General features: G+C 60.9%; 14 protein-coding genes and 2 pseudogenes. 12 read left to right on the top strand and 4 right to left on the bottom strand.

Going from position 1 to position 18372, the window contains the following annotated elements; all coding sequences use genetic code 11:
- The first annotated feature begins 63 nt into the window (after positions 1-63).
- Positions 64-561, top strand: coding sequence for a hypothetical protein (locus BLO97_RS02850; protein ID WP_092141838.1), 498 nt, complete (start codon positions 64-66; stop codon positions 559-561).
- A 191-nt stretch (positions 562-752) separates the two neighbouring features.
- Positions 753-2447 (top strand): ATP-binding response regulator, encoded by a 1695-nt coding sequence (locus BLO97_RS02845; RefSeq protein ID WP_218189606.1) that lies wholly within the window; start codon positions 753-755, stop codon positions 2445-2447.
- Here BLO97_RS02845 and BLO97_RS32175 read toward each other — a convergent pair.
- The 3 genes and pseudogenes from BLO97_RS32175 to BLO97_RS02835 all read right to left on the bottom strand — a co-directional run.
- A pseudogene (locus tag BLO97_RS32175) lies at positions 2428-2901 on the bottom strand (methyl-accepting chemotaxis protein); the annotation flags it as partial. The gene BLO97_RS02845 and the pseudogene BLO97_RS32175 overlap by 20 nt on opposite strands.
- A gap of 114 nt (positions 2902-3015) precedes the next feature.
- Positions 3016-3693, bottom strand: a pseudogene (locus BLO97_RS32170) (PAS domain-containing protein); the annotation flags it as partial.
- A 174-nt stretch (positions 3694-3867) separates the two neighbouring features.
- Positions 3868-4773: a transcriptional regulator GcvA gene (locus tag BLO97_RS02835; RefSeq protein ID WP_063321594.1), complete on the bottom strand. Its 906-nt coding sequence runs from the start codon at positions 4771-4773 to the stop codon at positions 3868-3870.
- 110 nt (positions 4774-4883) lie between these two features.
- Here BLO97_RS02835 and gstA point away from each other — a divergent pair, with 110 nt between their 5' ends.
- Entirely contained in the window at positions 4884-5483 is a 600-nt protein-coding gene (gene gstA / locus BLO97_RS02830; protein WP_092141847.1) for a glutathione transferase GstA, read from the top strand.
- A 151-nt stretch (positions 5484-5634) separates the two neighbouring features.
- Here gstA and BLO97_RS02825 read toward each other — a convergent pair whose 3' ends face one another.
- The gene (locus BLO97_RS02825) at positions 5635-6591 is read right to left on the bottom strand and encodes a threonine dehydratase (RefSeq protein WP_092141850.1); all 957 of its coding nucleotides are present in this window, start codon (positions 6589-6591) and stop codon (positions 5635-5637) included.
- Between the two features lie 93 nt (positions 6592-6684).
- On the opposite strand from BLO97_RS02825, the gene BLO97_RS02820 reads away from it, so the two are divergent.
- The 9 genes from BLO97_RS02820 (at position 6685) to BLO97_RS02780 (ending at position 18368) form a co-directional block, all read left to right on the top strand.
- The gene (locus tag BLO97_RS02820; RefSeq protein WP_092344825.1) at positions 6685-7500 is read left to right on the top strand and encodes a helix-turn-helix transcriptional regulator; all 816 of its coding nucleotides are present in this window, start codon (positions 6685-6687) and stop codon (positions 7498-7500) included.
- A gap of 242 nt (positions 7501-7742) precedes the next feature.
- On the top strand, positions 7743-9617 hold the full coding sequence (locus BLO97_RS02815; RefSeq protein ID WP_092344823.1) for a 3-dehydroquinate synthase: 1875 nt from the start codon (positions 7743-7745) through the stop codon (positions 9615-9617).
- On the top strand, positions 9614-10504 hold the full coding sequence (locus BLO97_RS02810) for a UbiA family prenyltransferase (RefSeq protein ID WP_092344821.1): 891 nt from the start codon (positions 9614-9616) through the stop codon (positions 10502-10504). The genes BLO97_RS02815 and BLO97_RS02810 overlap by 4 nt, the downstream gene beginning before the upstream one ends.
- Entirely contained in the window at positions 10501-11274 is a 774-nt protein-coding gene (locus BLO97_RS02805; RefSeq protein ID WP_092344819.1) for an EboA domain-containing protein, read from the top strand. The genes BLO97_RS02810 and BLO97_RS02805 overlap by 4 nt, the downstream gene beginning before the upstream one ends.
- 39 nt (positions 11275-11313) lie before the next feature.
- Positions 11314-12198 (top strand): TatD family hydrolase, encoded by an 885-nt coding sequence (locus BLO97_RS02800; protein WP_058545409.1) that lies wholly within the window; start codon positions 11314-11316, stop codon positions 12196-12198.
- Positions 12195-13424, top strand: a complete 1230-nt coding sequence (gene eboE / locus BLO97_RS02795; RefSeq protein ID WP_092221891.1) for a metabolite traffic protein EboE — start codon at positions 12195-12197, stop codon at positions 13422-13424. The genes BLO97_RS02800 and eboE overlap by 4 nt, the downstream gene beginning before the upstream one ends.
- Entirely contained in the window at positions 13414-14868 is a 1455-nt protein-coding gene (locus tag BLO97_RS02790) for an alkaline phosphatase family protein (protein WP_092344817.1), read from the top strand. The genes eboE and BLO97_RS02790 overlap by 11 nt, the downstream gene beginning before the upstream one ends.
- Positions 14838-15977: a hypothetical protein gene (locus BLO97_RS02785; protein WP_092344815.1), complete on the top strand. Its 1140-nt coding sequence runs from the start codon at positions 14838-14840 to the stop codon at positions 15975-15977. Before BLO97_RS02790 ends, BLO97_RS02785 begins: the two co-directional genes overlap by 31 nt.
- Before the next feature lie 12 nt (positions 15978-15989).
- Positions 15990-18368, top strand: coding sequence for a hypothetical protein (locus BLO97_RS02780; protein WP_092344813.1), 2379 nt, complete (start codon positions 15990-15992; stop codon positions 18366-18368).
- Positions 18369-18372 lie beyond the last annotated feature (4 nt).

Raw genomic sequence — 18372 nt, 5'->3', positions numbered from 1 at the left:
GTCAACTTCACCGTTGCACGGTTGAAATGGAATGGTCCTGACATCAACTCAAGGTAAGTCATCATGTCCTTCAAATATGGAAAAACACTTAGAAATGGAATGACGCTGTGCATGCTGGCGGGCGTACTGAACGGTTGTGCAAACACCGGCGACTTGGGTAACTTGATGGGCGCCTTGAATCAGGGTGCCCAAAAATACGACGTCTCTTACCTCAAGCAAACGATCATTCCGGGCAAGACGACAAAAGGCCAGATCACTCAAATGTTCGGCGCGCCGACGAATGAAGAGCTCAATTCGACCAGTACCAGCAACGAGTCGAACTGGACCTATGAAAAGAGTGATGAGGGCCTGGATAAGTACATGAAGCTGGCCCACAAGTACGTGTCGCCCGAGACGCGCCTGAAGATGTACGACACCTCGGCACAACTGTCCAAGGCACAAACCGTGGCCAACGACCTCAGCAGTGTGACCGGCACGAAAGCGGGCCAAAGCCAGACCCAGGGTTCGGTATTGACCATCTATTTCGTCGATGACGTCGTGAAGTACTACAGGGTCTACTGACGCAATGGCATTGCCTTTGGGGACAGCATCAAGCCTGTCCCCAACCCTCACCTCATTTCTTCCAAGTACCTGCGCTCAAGACGCAAGCCTTGCAGATAACGAACGACTTCGTTCACGTGCTCTCCCGACGCCCTGCGTGGTAGTCCCCTCCTGAAGTATCCCGGCCCGGGCAACTATTCTGAGTCGCATTGATGGGCCAGCCGCTACGCTATCTCAAGGCACCAGAAGCCCATGAGGTTCGAAAACCGGTGGAAAAGAACAGTGAACTCGACCAGGCCACATTACGCCTGACCGTCAGCGCCTGCGCGCTGCTGTATATCGTCATCCTGGCCGGCCTCTATCCAGAAGACGCCGCGAGCTACGTACCCATCATTATCTACATCTGTACCTTCATCGTCGTCTCGGTGTTCCTGCGCATGATCATCAAGCGCTGGCCCGGAGACTTCTTCTGGCGGCGCCTTTTCACAATGCTGCATGACTATGCCGGCATCGCATTTGCCATGATCGTCGGTGGAGAGGGCACGCTCCCGGTGTACGCTGCATTACTCTGGGTCACGCTGGGCAATGGCATGCGCTTCGGCTCGCGCTACCTGGCGTTGGCGACCGTTATCGCATTGTCGAGCCTGGTATTGGTTTTCTGGCTGACCCCGTTCTGGCATACGCAGCCCTACATGTTCCTGATGTTGATCGTCACCACCATTGTGGTGCCCGCCTACGCGCACATTTTGCTCAAGCGCACACGCATTGCCTCCGAAGAAGCCATTTTGGCCAATCAGGAGAAATCGCGATTCCTGGCCCAGGCCAGTCATGACCTGCGCCAGCCAATCCACTCCATCGGCCTGTTCACGGCCTGCCTGCGCGATGCCCGGTTGGGCCAGGAAGAGTTGCGACTGGTGGACAACATCGACCGTTCGCTGCACACCGTGTCGCAGCTATTCCGCTCGATCCTCGATATCTACACCCTCGATCACGGCCAACTGATGCCGAAGGCCGACACCGTACACCTGGGCCAATTGCTGCAGGACGTCGTCAAGCAGAACACCGAAGCGGCCCGCTGGGCCGGCGTCGAGCTGCGTCTGCGCGATTGTCCTTACTGGGTCAGCGTCAATCCCAGCTTGCTGACTACGATGGTCCAGAACCTGCTGTCCAACGCGCTCAAATACGCACCCGGCCAACCCGTGCTGATCGGCGTGCGGCGCCAGGGCAAGCGCCTGACCGTGGTGATCTACGACAAGGGGCGCGGCATCGCCGCCGAACATTTGCCCGAAGTGTTCAAGGAGTTCTACCGCGTGCGCCATATGCGCGACAAGGATGTCGAGGGCCTTGGCCTCGGCCTGTCCATCGTCAAGCGCATCAGCCAGATGCTCGACGTCGATATACACATCCGCTCCAAGGTCGGACAAGGCACCCGGGTGGCGATCAGCGGCCTGGAGCCGGCAGCACCACGTGTCATGGCGCCCAAGGTAATGCCCGTCCAGAATCGCCTGGACGGGTTACGGGTGTGCTTGGTTGAAGACGACGCCAACGTACTGATGGCGACCTCGGCGCTGCTGGAAAAATGGGGCTGCGAGGTTGAGGCCCACAGCGACGGCGAAGGGCTGACCAGCGATTGCGACATCGTCATCGCCGACTTCGACCTGGGCACAAAAGTCTCGGGCGCCGAATGCATTGCCGCGCTACGCGAACAGCGCGGCTGGCAAGTCCCGGCGCTGGTCATCACCGGGCATGAGATCGAGCGGATACGCCAATCGCTGCAAAGCCTGAGTATCTCGGTGCTGGCCAAGCCCGTGCGACCGCCGGAACTGCGAGCGGTATTGCTTGAATTGGTCAAGCGCATAAATCGCAAGGGCGAGGCCTCAGCTCACCTCAACCCACCCAGCCGATAGCCGTCTTGGGGATCACCTCGGACTCGTCGAGCTTGGACGCAAACATGCTCACGGCCTCAAGTGCGTCCGTGGTCCCGTTCCTGATTTGCACGATGACCGAACCGGCCTGATCTGCCAGGGTTACGCCGCGCAATGCGCCTTCATGGGTCACGTTCATGCTGGCGACGGCATCGCGGGTTTCGGAGAGGATCATGCCGATCATTTCGGCAATTTCAGAGGTGGAGCGACTGGTGCGCCCGGCCAGTTGCCGGACCTCGTCGGCCACGACCGCGAACCCCCTCCCCTGGTCCCCGGCCCGTGCCGCCTCGATGGCCGCGTTGAGGGCCAGCAGGTTGGTCTGGTCGGCAATGCCGCGAATGGTGTTGACGATGGCAGTGATCTCTTCCGAACGCGCGCCCAACTGCCCAACCAGACGCGCGGAAGAGCCAATGTTATCGGCAATCTCGCGCATTTCCTTGGCAGTCTGGTGGATCACCTGGGCACCCTGTTCGGCCACTCGCTCGGTCTCGGCGGAGATATGGTACGCACGGGAAGCGCCACGCGAATCCTCTTCGAATTTCTCCACCCGCTCGCTGATGTCACTGGCGAACTTCACGATCTTGCACAACTTGCCTTCGGCGTCATAGACCGGGTTGTAGCTGGCTTCCAGCCAGACGACTTTGCCGTTTTTGCCGAGGCGCTTGAATTGGCCGCTGAAAAACTCGCCGGCGTTGAGACGGCGCCAGAAATCACTGTACTCCGAACTGCCAACCAGGCTCGGTTCGCAGAACATCCGGTGATGCTTGCCCTTGAGCTCTGCCAACGTGTAATTCATGACATTCATGAAGTTGTCGTTGGCGGTCAGGATGTGGCCGCCCAGGTCGAACTCGATCACGGCCATGGCCCGGTCGAGTGCCGCCAGCCGGCCACGTGTTTCTGCCTCGCTGGCAACCTTGGCGGTGACATCGAGTGCGTACTTGACCACCTTCACGACGCGGCCCTGCTCGTCCACTATCGGGTTATAGCTGGCTTCCAGCCACACGTTCTGCCCTTGCGCGCTACGGCGCTGAAACGTGCCGGAAACAAACTGGCCGGCGCGCAACTGGTTCCAGAATTCACGGTACTCGGCGCTGCCCACCAGCGCCGGGGTGCAAAAATCCCGATGGGACAGGCCGGCCAATTGATCCGCACGGTAGCCCATCGTGCCAAGAAAATTTTCGTTCGCCCGAAGGACCTTGCCGTCGGGGCTGAACTCGATAACAGCCATCGACCGCTCCAGGGAGCCTACCAATCCTTTGTATGTTGCCAATTCGGCCGTCCTAGCCGTCAGTTCGTTTTTTAGTGTTGTATTAAACATGACGTACCCTCGGTGAACCCTGAAAGTAACCGGACCTTCTATTCATATCGGCTCGCTGACTGAAGGCTGAACGGTACGCGGTAATCATGTTTCGGCGCCAAAACCCAACGAATCCATCAGCCAGGTTCTAAAGGCCTGCACTTTTGGCGTGTCGGCTGTTTCATGCGGGCTCACGAAATAAAAGCCAAGGTCAGATTTCAATCGCAGATCAAAGGGGGCAACCAATCGCCCGGCCTTCAGGTCATCCTCGACATAGGTCGAACGCCCAATGCACACCCCCAGACCGTCAACCGCAGCCTGAACGGCCATCATGGCAAGGTCGAATGTCAGCCGGCTGCCTTCGGCCAGTTTTTTCGGCTGGCCAGCGGCGCTCAACCAGGCACTCCAGTCGTCGCGGGTCACCCCACTGACCTGCAACAAGGTGTGCCGGGCCAGATCGCGTGGATTCTCCAGGACTTTCGGACCTTGCAGCAGCCTGGGGCTGCACACCGGAAAGATCTCATCGGCCATCAGCCAGTCCGCCCGCAACCCCTTCCAGTCCCCGGAACCGTAACGAATGGCCGCATCGACGCCGCCCTCACGGAAATTCACTCGTTCGGTAGATGCCGTAACGCGCACGTCAATGTTGGGAAACGCCTGCTGGAATGACGCCAGTCGCGGCAACAACCATTTGGAAGCAAATGAAACCAGGGTACTGATCGTCAAGACGCTGTTGCTGCGGCTCTGCAGCAACGTCTGCGTGCAATAGCGCAACTCATGGAACGCCGCGCGAACGCCTGGGAAATAGGCATGTCCTTCGTCTGTCAGGGCCAGGCCATCCTTGAGCCGCAAGAACAGGCGCACGCCCAGTTCCTCTTCGAGCCGGCGAATTTGATGGCTGATGGCTGTCTGCGTGACGTTCAGCTCTTGCGCAGCCTTGGTAAAGCTCATATGCCGAGCGGCTGACTCGAATGCTTTAAGGCCATTGAGGGAAGGGATTCTGATGGCCATTGGGTTTGGCTTGCTCATGAGATTTTGTCATACGCTAGCACTGAAGATGTCCTTTGAAAATGTTCCGGCCCTCGCGGATTCTGACAGCCCCCCCCGTCCTTGAGGAAACCATGAAACTGTACTTCGCCCCCATGACCTGCTCATTGTCCCCGCACATCGTGCTGCGGGAATTGGGCCTGCCATTTGAATTGATTCGGGTCGACAACAAAACCAAGCGAACTGCCGATGGGCTCGATTTCCTGAGCATCAACCCCAAGGGCTACGTGGCAGCCTTGGTGCTGGATAACGGTAATGTCCTGACCGAGGGGCCCGCCATCGTCCAGTACCTGGCCGACCTGGTCCCCGCAAACACGCTGGCGCCGGCCAATGGCACTTGGGAGCGGGTTCGCTTGCAGGAATGGTTGAACTTCATTACCTCCGAGCTTCACAGCGGATGTGCGCCGCTGTTCAACGCCGATATTGCAGAGTCGACCAAGGCCATCTTCAGGGCAAAACTGTTCAGGCGCCTGGATTACCTCAGCCAGACCCTTGAACGACAGGATTACCTGATGGGCACCTTTGGCCTGGCCGACAGCTATTTGTTTACCATCCTGAACTGGCTGCCGTTGTTCAATATCCAGATCAGGGATTGGCCGGCACTGGCGGCGTTCATGGCGCGAATCGCAACACGCCCCAGCGTCCGGGCAGCCATGGCTGCGGAAGCGGCGTAGTCATTGGCGGCACATTCAACCTCAGGTGCAACCTGACCTGCGGCTATCGCGAGCAAGCTCGCTCACAGTTGTCCGGGGTGATTGTAAGATTCGAGATACACCTCGGCCCTCCTGTGGGAGCTTGCTCGCGATGACGGCGGCAAGCCCGACCTCAGCCAATCAGATTCGCATACACCGGCCGGTCGATATTGCCACCGGAGAGAATCACCGCCACCCTTTTCCCCCGCATCGTTTCACGCTCCTGCATCAGCGCTGCCAAGGCGGCCGCGCCGGCACCTTCGGCGAGGTTGTGGGTGTCGGTGTAATACGCCCGCATGGCCCCGGCAATTTCAGCATCGCTGACCGCTACGATTCTCGCCGCCCCGGCCCCATAGATGGCAAAGGCCTCGGGAACGGGTCTGCGCACGGCCAGGCCGTCGGCAAAGGTATTTGCCGACGCGGTCTCGCATAGCCTGCCCGCTTCAAACGACAACTTCGCCGCGAGGGCCTCGGTGGACACCACGCCCACCACCTGGGTCTTCAGGCCCAAGGCATCGCGGGCGGCGATGACCGCGCAGATCCCCGAGCCGCAGCCTATCGGCACATAGACGGTGTCCAGGTCCGGCACCGCGTTGAACAGCTCAAGCCCATAGGTCGCCACGCCCTTGACCAACTCGGGATGGAACGGCGGCACCAGGTAGAGGCCATGCGATTGGGCCAGGCGCACGGCCTCCTCACGGGCCTCATCGAAATCGCGGCCATACTCGATCACCTCGCCGCCAAAACCGCGCATGGCGTTGTTCTTCTCCACCGAGTTACCTTGCGGCACGACGATCAACGCTTTCAAACCCAATGCGCTGGCCGCCAGCGCCAGGCTCTGGCCGTGGTTGCCGCGAGTCGCCGTGACGATGCCTTTTGCCTCTGGGTGCTCGCGCTTGAGCCAGCGCACGAAGGTCAGGCCGCCGCGTACCTTGAAGGCCCCCGTCGGGGTGTGATTCTCGTGCTTGACCCACACCGTGCAACCCAGCCGTTCAGCCAACAAGGGCCAGGCGTACTGGGCGGTGGCGGGCATGACTTCGTATAAGTGGCGGGCAGCTTGTTCGATATCGTCGCGAGTCAGTGTGTGCATGATGGGCCTCCGGGTTTTTGCCCAGTCTAATCAGGGCTCCACCGGCGGGCTTTCAGAAAACTGACCTGACTTTCTGCTCCTCTCTTCACTACTATGCTGTTCATGAACCCTCGAAACCGCCAACAGCCGCCCCAGTCCGAACCGGTCCGTCGTATCGAAGCAGGGCCGTGGGCGATCGAATTGCTGCCCGGCTGCGCCTACGCCACCCGCTATGTCGCCACCCAGTCGGCGATCGGCTTTGCCTTCGACAGCCAGCGTGGCCTGCACGCCATCGGCAGCGACCGCGTGCAGCCCTTCGAGGCGATCCCCAACGGCCTGGCATTTGTCCCCGCCGAATGCGACGTGTTCTCCGAATCTCCCAGGGGCGGAGAATACCTGCGGGTCGTGCGCACCGACGGTATGGCGTTGCCGGGGGAACATGCGTTCAACAACCGTATGGACCCGCAGGCCATCACCCTCGCCCTGAGAATGCGCAGCGCACTGCTGCGTGCCTGCGCAGAGGATGACTGGGAGGCCTGGACGCTCGGATTGGCTGAACGGCTGAAGGACCCCAAGACGTTTTCGGCCCCCGTACAAGGGTCCATCACCGGCGGGCGAATGCGCCTGCTCGATGAGTTCATCGATGCCGGTCTCGACGGTCCGCTGGGGGTCAAGGAAATGGCCGGGCTGCTTGGCTTGTCCGAAGGGTATTTCATGCGGGCATTCAAGAATGCCACCGGCAAAAGCCCGCACAGCTACCTGATCGACCGACGCCTGGCCAAGGCACGGGCGCTGATGCGCGACTCAACCGCCCGACTGACCGATATCGCCCACACTTGCGGTTTCAACTCCCAGGCGCACATGACCACGCTGTTCAAGCAACGCCTTGGCGTCAGCCCGGCGCAGTTGCGCGGCTATTCGCGGCCCTGAACGGGCCGGGCAAGCAGCTAATTCGGGTCACCTGAAACGCGAGTGGCGCCCCAAATCAAATCGCCATCAGATAGCCTTGCAAAAACACCCGGGCCGTCTAGATTCAAATCTGTCTCCAACCACATCGTCAACCACACCTGACAGCCCTTCGGGCGAGAGCGTCTATTGGCCTAAAACACACACTTGGCGTTGCTTTCAATTACTGACACGGAATCAGTCAATAACAACAAGAGGGATGCTTGATGAAGCATGGCCGTGGGTATCGTTTGCTCTCGCAAAAAGGCGCAGCCGGACATTTCTGGCTGTCGCTGGTTTGCTTTTCCGCCCTGGTGATCGCCAGCTTCTTGCTGTTCGAACAACAGATCCAGGACTTCCTGACCCATCTCGACCTGTACCAACCCTCGACGCCCGCGCAGAAACTCTACCTCGCGTTGCTGCTGATCGCCCTGCTGGCGCTGGACGTGGTGCTGCCGGTGCCGTCGAGCATGGTTGCGCTGCTGGCCGTGGCCATGCTCGGCAGCGTGGGGGGTTACCTGGCGATTTTCGTGGGGCTGTGCCTGGGCGCCGGGTTAGGTTATGCCCTGGGCGCCGGCTATTTGCGTTTGTTGTCCGGCCGCCTGGGCCTGCATCAGCGCCAGCCGGGGCAACTGGCGTACCGGTTGGGCACACTGTCGTTGATCTGCCTGCGCGGGGTCCCGGTATTGGCGGAAACCTCAGTCGTCGCCGCCGGTATGCAAGGCTACCCTCTGCGCGCTTTCATCTTGGTCACCACCCTGGCCAACGCCGGCCTCGCGCTGGCCTACAGCGCCATTGGCACCTTTCTCGTCGAGCAGAACGCGCTGTTGGTGACCTTGCTCGCCAGCATGGTATTGCCCGGGCTGTTCATCGCCGGGTACAGCCTGTTCAAGAGCCTTCGCCGCAGCGACGCGGAGCAACCGTTGCACGGGCGCTTCAAGGTCAGCTACGACTACCCGGTGGTGTTCACCGACCATGTATTCGATCCGCTCAATCCCTGCCTGCACCGCCAGCTCATGGCCGGCCACAGGGGCCCGGTCACGGTGTTGATATTCGCCGATGAACAACTGCTGCACAGCGCCCCGCACCTGCAGGAACAGATCAACGCCTACTTCGCCAGCCACTTTCCAGACCTGCACCTGCAGGCGCCGCCGATTGCGGTCCCGGCCGGCGAGTCGAGCAAGGATTCACAGGTGTTGCAGCGGCTGTACACCGACATGCTGAAACATGGCTTGGACCGGCATTGCCATGTGCTGGCCCTCGGTGGCGGCGCGGTGCTGGATGCGGTGGGCTACGCCTGCGCCACCTTCCACCGTGGCATTCGCCTGATTCGCATCCCCAGCACCGTGCTCGCCCAGAACGACGCCGGCATCGGTGTAAAAAACGGCATCAACGCCTTCGGCCAGAAGAACTTGCTGGGTGCCTTCTATCCCGCCACCGCAGTCATCAACGACTTTCAATTGCTGACCAGCCTGACCCGGCGCGACCAGATCGCAGGCCTGGCCGAGGCGGTCAAAGTGGCGCTGATCAAGGACCAGGCGTTTTTCCAATGGATGGAGCAACAGGCCGACGCCCTCGCCCACTTCGAACATGGGGCCAGCCGCTATGCGATCCACCGCTGCGCCGAATTGCACCTGGCGCACATCACCGGTGCCGGCGACCCCTTCGAACGTGGTAACGGACGGCCCTTGGACTACGGACACTGGGCCGCTCACAAACTGGAAAATCTCAGTCAGCACCGACTGCGCCATGGTGAAGCCGTCGCGGTGGGCATGGCCCTGGATGGGCTTTATGCCAATGCCCTGGGATTGTTGAGCGACGGCGACACCGAACGGGTGCTGAACCTGCTGCTCAAGCTCGGCTTCTGCCTGAACCCGCCAGAACTGACCTTGAAAGATGCACTGGGGCGCTCGCAGGTCTTGCTGGGATTGGAGGAGTTCCGCCAGCATCTGGGCGGGCAACTCTCCATCCCCATGTTGAGCCGGATCGGCGAGTCGGTGGACTTGCATGAAATCGATACCGCGCGAATGGAGCAGGCATTGCAGCGGCTGTCCACCCAGGTCGAGCTTGCGCCGATCCTGAACGAGCGCTGTGCGCAATGAACCAGACGGCGCCGAACCTCAAGACCTGGCTGACCCTCGGCCGTGTCTCCAACCTGCCCACGGTGTGGACCAACACCTTGGCCGCCGCCCTGCTCGCCAGCAGCGCCGGGGCCCTGGCACCGCCGTCTTCCCTGGTGTGGATCCTGCTGCTGGTGGCACTGTCGCTGCTGTATCTCGCCGGCATGCTGTTGAACGATCTGTTGGACGCCGACTGGGACCAACAACACCACAACCCCCGCCCCATAACCCTGGGCCTGGTGAGCCGCCAGCACGTGCGGCTGGCCACTGCGTTGTTGCTGGTGCTGGCTGCCGCCTCGCTGCTGGGCCTGAGCCAGTTGATCGAGCAGCCGCACTGGCTGCTGGGCAGCGTGACGCTGTTGGTTGGCTGCATTCTCGGTTACAACCTGCTGCACAAGAGATACGCCCACAGCGTCTGGCTGATGGGGGCCTGCCGCTCGGCGCTCTACCTCACCGCGGCGGCCAGCCTGGCGATGCCGGCGGGGCCGATCTGGCTCTGCGCCATTTTGCTCGGTGTCTACATCAGCGGCCTGACCTACTTGGCTCGCCAGGAACACCGCAACCAATTGATCAGCCGCCTCCCCCTGCTGCTGATGCTGAGCCCACTGGCCTTGGCAGTCTATGCAGGCAGCGCCTGGTTTTGGCCGGTGCTGCTGTTATGGCTTGGCTGGTTGGGCTGGCATTACTGGCACAACCTGGCCAACCCTCGGCAACGACAGGTCCGCGCCTTTATCGGCGCTGGCCTGGCAGCCCTGCCGCTGTTCGATGCCCTGGTGCTGGCCGTGGCTAACCAGCCCTTGGGTAGCCTGTTATGTGTCGCGGTGTTTTTCCTGCTTCCCCATTTCCAGCGCTGGATCAAACCAACATGAATACGGACGTTACTGCAGCGGCATCGGCGGCCCTCGACATGCGCCACGATTGCCTGAACGAACAACGCCAGCCTTTCATCCGCCATCTCGATGAAAGCGAACGGCGATGGTGGCATCAGGCAGAGGAACAGCTTGCCCTAAGCCCGGACGCCAACACCGCGGCGCTCATGAGCAGCCAATGCAAGCGCAACCTCAAGGAGCGTGCGCAACCCGGTGGCGATGGCTGGAGCAACGTCCAACTGGCGCGAGCGTTGCTGCTGGCCCAGGTGCTGGAACAGCAGCCCGCCGCCGGGCAAGTCCCCCTGCTGCACCAATTGTTCCTGTGGGGCGACGACCAGGAAAAGGTCGCCACCTTGAAAGCCCTCGATTGGCTCGATAGTCGCGGAGCGTGCGTGGAGCTTGCACGCCAGGCCGGGCGCACCAGCAACAGCCAGGTGTTCGCCGCCCTCGCCCTGGACACCGCCTACCCATCGCGTCACTACAACGAACAAGCCTTCAACCAATTGGTGCTGAAAGCGCTGGGCATGGGCCTCGACGTACGACGCCTGATCGGCCTGGCGCAACGACAAAGCGTCACCCTCAACCAGTTGGCCCTCGACCTGCTGGACGAACAACTCGCCGCCGAACGAACGGTGTCCGCCGGGCTGCCCCACGTCATTGCCTTCGACCTGCTGAGCCCGGCGCAACGTCAGCGCCTGGCCGGCCTGGGCCAGCAACAACGCTTGCCGACGCAATGGCACGAGCACCTGGGCGGCGTTTCGCCGAACTGATGCCCCACCGCCCCCCGCTTTTTTTGACGAGGATTCACCATGCCCAAGTACTTTGACCCGCATATCCACATGGTCAGCCGCACCACCGACGATTACCAGAACATGGCGGCCGCCGGCATCACCGGGGTAATCGAGCCGGCCTTCTGGCAGGGCCAGGCCAGGACCAGCGTCGGCAGCTTCATCGACTACTTCGACACACTGTTGGGCTGGGAGCGTTTTCGCGCCAGCATGTTTGGTATCCATCACTTCTGCACCATTGGCCTGAATCCCAAGGAGGCCAATGACCTGTCGGTGGCCAATGAGGTGCTGGAGATTCTCCCGCGCTACCTGGTGAAAGACGGCGTGGTGGCGGTGGGTGAAATCGGCTACGACGACATTACCCCGGAAGAAGATCGCTTCCTCGCCGCGCAATTGGAGCTGGCCAAGCAATTCAATTTGCCGGTGCTGGTGCACACGCCGCACCGCGACAAGATTGGTGGCACCAAACGCACGCTCGCCGTCATTCGCGAGGTCGGCATTGCCGAACATCTGGTGATCATTGACCACCTCAACGAACTGACCCTGCCCCTGGTGCTGGACAGCGACTGCTGGCGCGGCCACTCCATCTACCCCAACACCAAGATGTCGGAACAACGCATGGTCGCGCTGCTGCAGCAGTACGGCACGGAGAAAATGGTGGTCAACAGCGCCGCCGACTGGGGCATCAGCGACCCGCTCAAGGTGCCCAAGACCGGCCAGGCAATGTTAGCCGCAGGCTTCAGTGAAGCCCAGGTCGAACAAGTGCTGTTCCACAACCCGGTGGACTTTTTCGCCCAGAGCGGCCAGTTGGACAAAGCCCTGGTCAGCACGCCCCTGCCCATCGATCAGCGGCGGCAATGGCAGGACAACTCCGCCCTGCGGGGCCAGGAACCGGTGATCAAATGAGCGCCCGCACGGGTTGGACGGCCACGCAGATCGGCTATTGCAGCAACGTTCACCCGACCCATGACCTGGGCGGGCTATGCGCTTGCGTCGAACGGCATTTCCAGACCGTACGCACACTGCGCGGGCTCGATACGCAGGACAGTGGATTGTGGATCAGCGCCCTCGCCGCCGCCGAACTCCAACAAGCGTCGACCCGTGCGGATTTCCTCGACCTGCTGCAACGCAGCGGACTACGCCTGACCTCACTCAATGGGTTTCCCTACGGCCAATTTCACCAGGGCGCGGTGAAAGCCGACGTCTACCTGCCCAGCTGGGCCGATCCGCAGCGGCTGGCGTACAGCCTGGACCTGGCTCGATTTCTCGCCCAGGCCCTGCCAGCGGACTGTGCCCAGGGAGTGATCTCCAGCCTGCCCCTGGGCTATGCCGCCCACTGGAGCCCGACGCTACAACAACGTGCCGAGCAGCAACTGCGCGAGCTCACTGCCGGGCTGGCCCGGCTGCAACGGGAGACGGGCAAGAAGATCGTGGTCTGCCTGGAGATGGAGCCCGATTGCGTGCTGGAAAACACCGACCAGGCCATCGCCTTCTTCCGCCACTGGCAAGCCACGGACCCGCACCATGAACACCTGGCGCTGTGCTTTGACGTTTGCCACCAGGCCGTGATGTTCGAAGACTGCTATCAATCACTGGACCGATTGCGTCGGGCCCGGGTCCCCATCGGCAAGATCCAGTTATCCAATGCACTGATTTGTCGCCTGCCTGAGGACGAACACCGGCGCGAACAGGTGCTCAAGACATTGAGCGGTTTTGCCGAGCCCACCTACCTGCATCAAGTGAAGGCTCGCGATGGGCACGATCGGCTATCGGCCTGGGCCGACCTCCCCGCGGCCCTGGACGATTGTGAGCAGAACCGCGCCTCTCATCCCGAACTGAGGATTCACTTTCACATTCCGCTGTTCAGCGAGCAGTTGCTGCTGCCCGAACTCAGCGGCAGCCAGCTTGCCCTGTCGCAGACTTTCGACTTTTTGGCCGACCATGGGGATTTTCGCCCCGTACTGGAAGTGGAAACCTACAGCTGGGGCGTCCTGCCCAGCCAATTGCGGCCCACGACCGAGCATGCCCAACTCCAGGGCATCGCGGCGGAGTTGCATTGGGTCGAGGATCAATTGCAACAGCGCCGCTTGCTGCAACCTCAGGCACTGGAGGCCCACGCCCATGCGCTCTGATCCTGCGCGCCAGCCGCTGCTGCTGATCAACGTGGTCGGCCTGACGCCCGCGCTGTTGGGTGCCGCGACGCCCTGCATCAATGCCCTGTTGAAAACGGCCAAGATGGCCACGCTGCAGCCAGTGTTCCCGGCGGTCACCTCGACCGTGCAGGCCTCGATCCTCACCGGACAACCACCGTCGGAACACGGCATCGTCGGCAACGGCTGGTATTTTCGCGATCAGGCCGAAGTGCGTTTCTGGCTGCAACCCAATGCTCTGATCCAGGGGGAAAAGGTCTGGCAGACACTCAAGCGCCAGTACCCCGGGTTTCGCTGCAGCCAGTTGTTCTGGTGGTACAACATGTATGCCGACGTGGACGCCGCCATTACCCCTCGGCCCCACTACCCGGCCGATGGTCGCAAGCTGTTCGGCCTGTATTCGGCGCCGGCCTCGTTGCATGAGCGTATCGAACAGCAGATCGGCGAGTTTCCCTTTCCGAGTTTCTGGGGACCGGCGGCCGGCATCGCGTCGAGCCGCTGGATCGTCGACTGCGCCATCGCCGAATTCCAGCTCAACCGCCCCGACCTGCAATTGATCTACCTGCCCCACCTCGACTACAGCCTGCAACGCCTGGGGCCCGATCACCCGTCGATTGCCGACGAGGTAAGGGCCATCGACGGTGAAGTCGGGCGTCTACTGGATTTTGCCCAAGCACAAGGCGCGGCAGTGATGCTGCTGTCCGAATACGGGATCGAAGCCGTCACCCAATCCGTTTCCATCAACCGGTTGTTACGAGCCGAGGGCTTGTTGCAGGTCCGCCAATCGCTGACCTGGGAGTTGCTCGATCCCGGTGCCAGTGCAGCGTTTGCGGTGGCCGATCATCAGGTCGCGCACATCTACGTGAAGCAGGCGCGCGACATCCCCCGCGTCAAGGCGCTGTTGCAACGCCAGGCCGGCATCGAACAGGTGCTGGATAAAACCGAACAACAGGCCTGGCAACTGGATCATCCCCGCAGCGGCGAACTGGTGGCCGTGGCCGCGCCCGGTTACTGGTTCGATTATTACTACTGGTTCGACGAGCGCAAGGCTCCCGACTTTGCCCGCACCGTGGACATCCATCGCAAGCCAGGCTATGACCCGCTCGAGCTGTTCATCGACCCGGCCATTCGCTTCCCGACATTGAAAGTGGCGCGCCGCCTCCTCCAGAAAAAGCTCGGCTTTCGCTACTACATGGACCTGATTCCGCTGGACACCCGCCTGGTCCGCGGCAGCCACGGACGGCTGCCCACGAGCGAGAAGACCGGCCCGCTGCTCATCACCAATTGTGATCTGTCGCTGCCGCAGCACCTTGCGGCGACGGCGGTGAAGCAACTGCTCCTGGAACACTTCCGGGGGCACCCTCATGCCGATACGGCGAATGCCAAGGAGCTTCCATGCGGCGAGCCATTTCCATCACTGTTCTAAGTGCCCTGGCCGGTTTGGCCCAGGCCGAGAACGCCACCAACTTCAATTGCGGTAACTTCCTGCAATTTGGATACAACGCCGACCAGACCCGGACCGCGTTCAACAATAGTCCCGAGACCATGGCCTGGAACTGGTTCGTCTGTTTGAACCAGTCCGACGCCAAGGGTTACAACCGTCAGTGGGAGCTGTTCAAGCCTTCCGATCAGGTCTATCTGGCCAATGGCGCCAACCCCGGTTCGTATGACAGCCGCATGAAGCCACCGGGCGAGGTGCTCAGGCAAGCCAAAGCCCTGGGGCTAGACCCGAACCGTCTCCTGCATAACATCAACGCCGTACAGCAGGTCGACGGCCTGAGCCTGGCCATGGGCGGTGCCGCCGTGCCTGCCACACAACAAGGTCACGTCGTGCGCTTTCAACTGCTGATGGGCCAGGACACCTACGACTACATCGTAAAAACCAATGTCTACAACGTGGATGGTCAAGAGGCCCTGACGAGCAACCTGAACTTTCCGGCCACGGCCTGGGAGTTGAAAGCCGCCTGGCTATGGATCGGCACGGACGCGAACTACAAGAAGCAGTTGGAAAAAGATGGCTACTACGTGGCCCAGGCCTACTACGCCGTGGGCACCGGGTACAAGGTCGGCTATGCGGCGTTGAGCGGTTTGCATGTGGTCAACAAACTGAACCCCGACTGGGTCTGGACCACCTTCGAAAACCTCAACAACCCCAAATACACCGTGAACAAGGACTACCCGCCTGCGCCGATGACAAACAGCACCGGGCCGACAGCGGGTGCCATACCGGTCAACGCCCAGTTCCAGGCCAATAACCCGGCGCTGTCGAAGTACCAGTTGATCGGCGTGGAATACCAGCCCATTACCCAGGTCCTGGCGAACTCACAGTTGGAGTCGGCATTCCAGGACACATCGTCCTGCCTGGCTTGCCACGGCACCGCCGCCTACTCGAAGAGCAACGGTTGGTTCAGTTTCGCCATCCCGTCCTCAGGCGGTCTCACCTACCCCACTACGCCGCTGCCGGAAAAGGCCTTCGTCGGCTACAAAAAACTGGATTTTGTCTGGTCGCTGAAACACGCCCAGTGGCAACGCTAAGGAGAGCACGACATGAGCATATTGAATTTCCCCCGCATCTACCTCAACGGCGAGATGTTCTGGAACCCGCCAACGGCCAACAACAATGACATGTTCCCGCTGTACGACGCGGTCAACATGGACATCAACTGGCCGTTCGTGAAGCACTTCGGCATCGACCCCCACAATGCCCCCGACAGGCTGATGCCATGGGCTCTCTCGACGCAGTACATGGCCGACATGCCGACCTATGTGCAACAAGTGCCAGGCAATATCAATCCGAAGCATGACCCGTACATGCCCGCCGAATGGGATCTGTTCGGTGACAACGGTTGCGGTCTGGTGAACTACGGGAAAACCACCTCGACCGTCATCGGTGGCGAGCTGCAGGCCAATACCTACATCGATCAGGATTCGCTGATCGGCGCGCAATACCACCTACTCGGCAGCCCTCTGGGCAGCTCCGCCCCGACCCCGGCGCGCTTCGTGGATATCAGCCCATGGCAGAACACGTTCACGGCATTGTATTTCGACAAACTGGTGCTGGGGGATACGTCCTGCGGCCTGACCCTCAACCGCAAGTATCGGATGATGGACCGTTTCCTGAACTTCAATTGGGGAGCCCTGGGTAGCCTGGTGAACATCAGCACCACCTGGCAGACCTGTTTTCCCAAGGAGAACCTGGAATGGGCGATTGGCAACTCGCGTCTTCTGGCCAACCTCCAGCAGCAGATGACGCAGCAAGGGGCTCAGGGCCTCATGTTCCGATTTTCAACCTACCTGACCTGCTACGACAAGAACGGTGTATTCAACGATTACACGCAGCGCCCCAACACCCGTTCCAACCACCCGGACATCATGGCGAAAGTGCGTGATCTGTACAGGGAAGGCTTGAACAACGTCAACCAGATTTTCTTCAACCCCGCCTACAGCCGCACCTCGGCGGTGCTGGGTCTGTGGCTCGCCAACGAATACCCCACCGCTCCCGCCGGGGTGCGCCTGGTACCCACCCAGCCAGTCTCGGTCGTTCAACCGGGCCACGATAAGAAAAGTGTCCCATTAGGGGTGATCTCGGCGCAGATCAACGGTAATACCCTGTCGCTGGACCTGAGTAACACGTTCCCGTGTTATCCCGTGGACCCCGCAGCCGACATCCTGGTCCCTGAGAAATTCAACGCCGGCGACTACCTGTTGGGCGTGCGCCAGAAGGGACGGTTCATGGCGGGGATCGGCTTCGGCTTCGATAAATACCAGCAATCGGCTTTCGAGCTACGCTCAGGCATCCTCGATCTCACGCTCAACCCCGAAGCCAAGGCACTGCTGCAGTCCGGTCCTCTGCTGCTGCAACAGCGCCTCCCGGCCACCCCTCCGAGGATCGCCGCCGGCCAGCAACCGTGGACCGCCGAAGTCATCGAGAGCGGCAGTTTCATCGATGTCGGTGACCGCAAGACGCTGAGCATCATGGTGCAGAAAAATGGTCAGCCGGCCGCCAACACCACGTTGTATGTCGCGGAGTACGGCAACCCCTACATGGTGACCAGCAGCAATTACTACCTGGCTTTCAGTAATGCGGCCGATTTCACGCTGTTCTACGACAACCCGTCGGCCCGTATCAACAATACAGCCAATCTGCCGCAGTTCATCGACGCCCCCAAGGTCGCCCTCTATCGCAGCACCGGCAGCGGTCGCCGGCTGACCGAACTGCAGGACGTGCCCGAACCCGTAGGCAACCCGATCGGGTACCAAGACTTCCTCAGAGCGACCGGTACGCCGGTCGCCGTCGACCTGCGCCCCTGCCTGGTCTTCGACAAAGGCCTCAATGGCACCGGTACACTGCAGGACAAGAAGGCCAGCAGCGTCAATTACTCCTACGCCGTCATCACCACCAACGCCCAAGGCATCGCCCAGATAAGCTGCCGGGCAGTGGCGCCAGGCTTCCCTACCTTGCGCTTCTTCGTGCAGGAGAACGGCAAAAAACCGGCCATTCCGTTCAGCTTCCCGATCACCCAGGCCTACGTCGACTTCCTCGCACCGATACGGGTGCTGCCACTGGACATGCAGTTGCAACAGGACTTCATCGACACCTGGAACGCCATCTACGAGAAAACAAACGCTCCAGAGCTGCTGTGGGACAAGTTCATTTATCCAAGGATCCTGCAGACCTTCTATTACCTGTACCCCATCATGAACAAGTTCATGCCGCTCAATTCCCGGACGCGCGTGGAGGGCGCAATCGACCAATTGATCTTGCTGATCAGCAAGGATTACCAGGACCAGAGCACCCTTGCGATGCCCATCACCCGGGACATGTCCCAAAGCCGCCGCGCCGTCCTGGAGCTGTGGGCCAAGCGCCTGGTGAAGTTCAACTATCCGCCCAAGAAACTCAGCATGAGTGACTACAACGGCCTTTGACGAT

This window comes from Pseudomonas sp. NFACC05-1, from assembly GCF_900100135.1.
GTDB lineage: Bacteria > Pseudomonadota > Gammaproteobacteria > Pseudomonadales > Pseudomonadaceae > Aquipseudomonas > Aquipseudomonas fluorescens_Q.
This window is presented reverse-complemented; position numbering and strand designations above follow the sequence as displayed.

Coding starts and splice junctions, on each gene's coding strand:
- BLO97_RS02850 (WP_092141838.1), top strand. CDS start 64: ATGTCCTTCAAATATGGAAAAACACTTAGAAATGGAATGACGCTGTGC.
- BLO97_RS02845 (WP_218189606.1), top strand. CDS start 753: ATGGGCCAGCCGCTACGCTATCTCAAGGCACCAGAAGCCCATGAGGTT.
- BLO97_RS02810 (WP_092344821.1), top strand. CDS start 9,614: ATGAACCAGACGGCGCCGAACCTCAAGACCTGGCTGACCCTCGGCCGT.
- BLO97_RS02835 (WP_063321594.1), bottom strand. CDS start 4,773: ATGGCCATCAGAATCCCTTCCCTCAATGGCCTTAAAGCATTCGAGTCA.
- gstA (WP_092141847.1), top strand. CDS start 4,884: ATGAAACTGTACTTCGCCCCCATGACCTGCTCATTGTCCCCGCACATC.
- BLO97_RS02780 (WP_092344813.1), top strand. CDS start 15,990: ATGAGCATATTGAATTTCCCCCGCATCTACCTCAACGGCGAGATGTTC.
- BLO97_RS02825 (WP_092141850.1), bottom strand. CDS start 6,591: ATGCACACACTGACTCGCGACGATATCGAACAAGCTGCCCGCCACTTA.
- BLO97_RS02800 (WP_058545409.1), top strand. CDS start 11,314: ATGCCCAAGTACTTTGACCCGCATATCCACATGGTCAGCCGCACCACC.
- BLO97_RS02820 (WP_092344825.1), top strand. CDS start 6,685: ATGCTGTTCATGAACCCTCGAAACCGCCAACAGCCGCCCCAGTCCGAA.
- BLO97_RS02785 (WP_092344815.1), top strand. CDS start 14,838: ATGCGGCGAGCCATTTCCATCACTGTTCTAAGTGCCCTGGCCGGTTTG.
- eboE (WP_092221891.1), top strand. CDS start 12,195: ATGAGCGCCCGCACGGGTTGGACGGCCACGCAGATCGGCTATTGCAGC.
- BLO97_RS02790 (WP_092344817.1), top strand. CDS start 13,414: ATGCGCTCTGATCCTGCGCGCCAGCCGCTGCTGCTGATCAACGTGGTC.
- BLO97_RS02815 (WP_092344823.1), top strand. CDS start 7,743: ATGAAGCATGGCCGTGGGTATCGTTTGCTCTCGCAAAAAGGCGCAGCC.
- BLO97_RS02805 (WP_092344819.1), top strand. CDS start 10,501: ATGAATACGGACGTTACTGCAGCGGCATCGGCGGCCCTCGACATGCGC.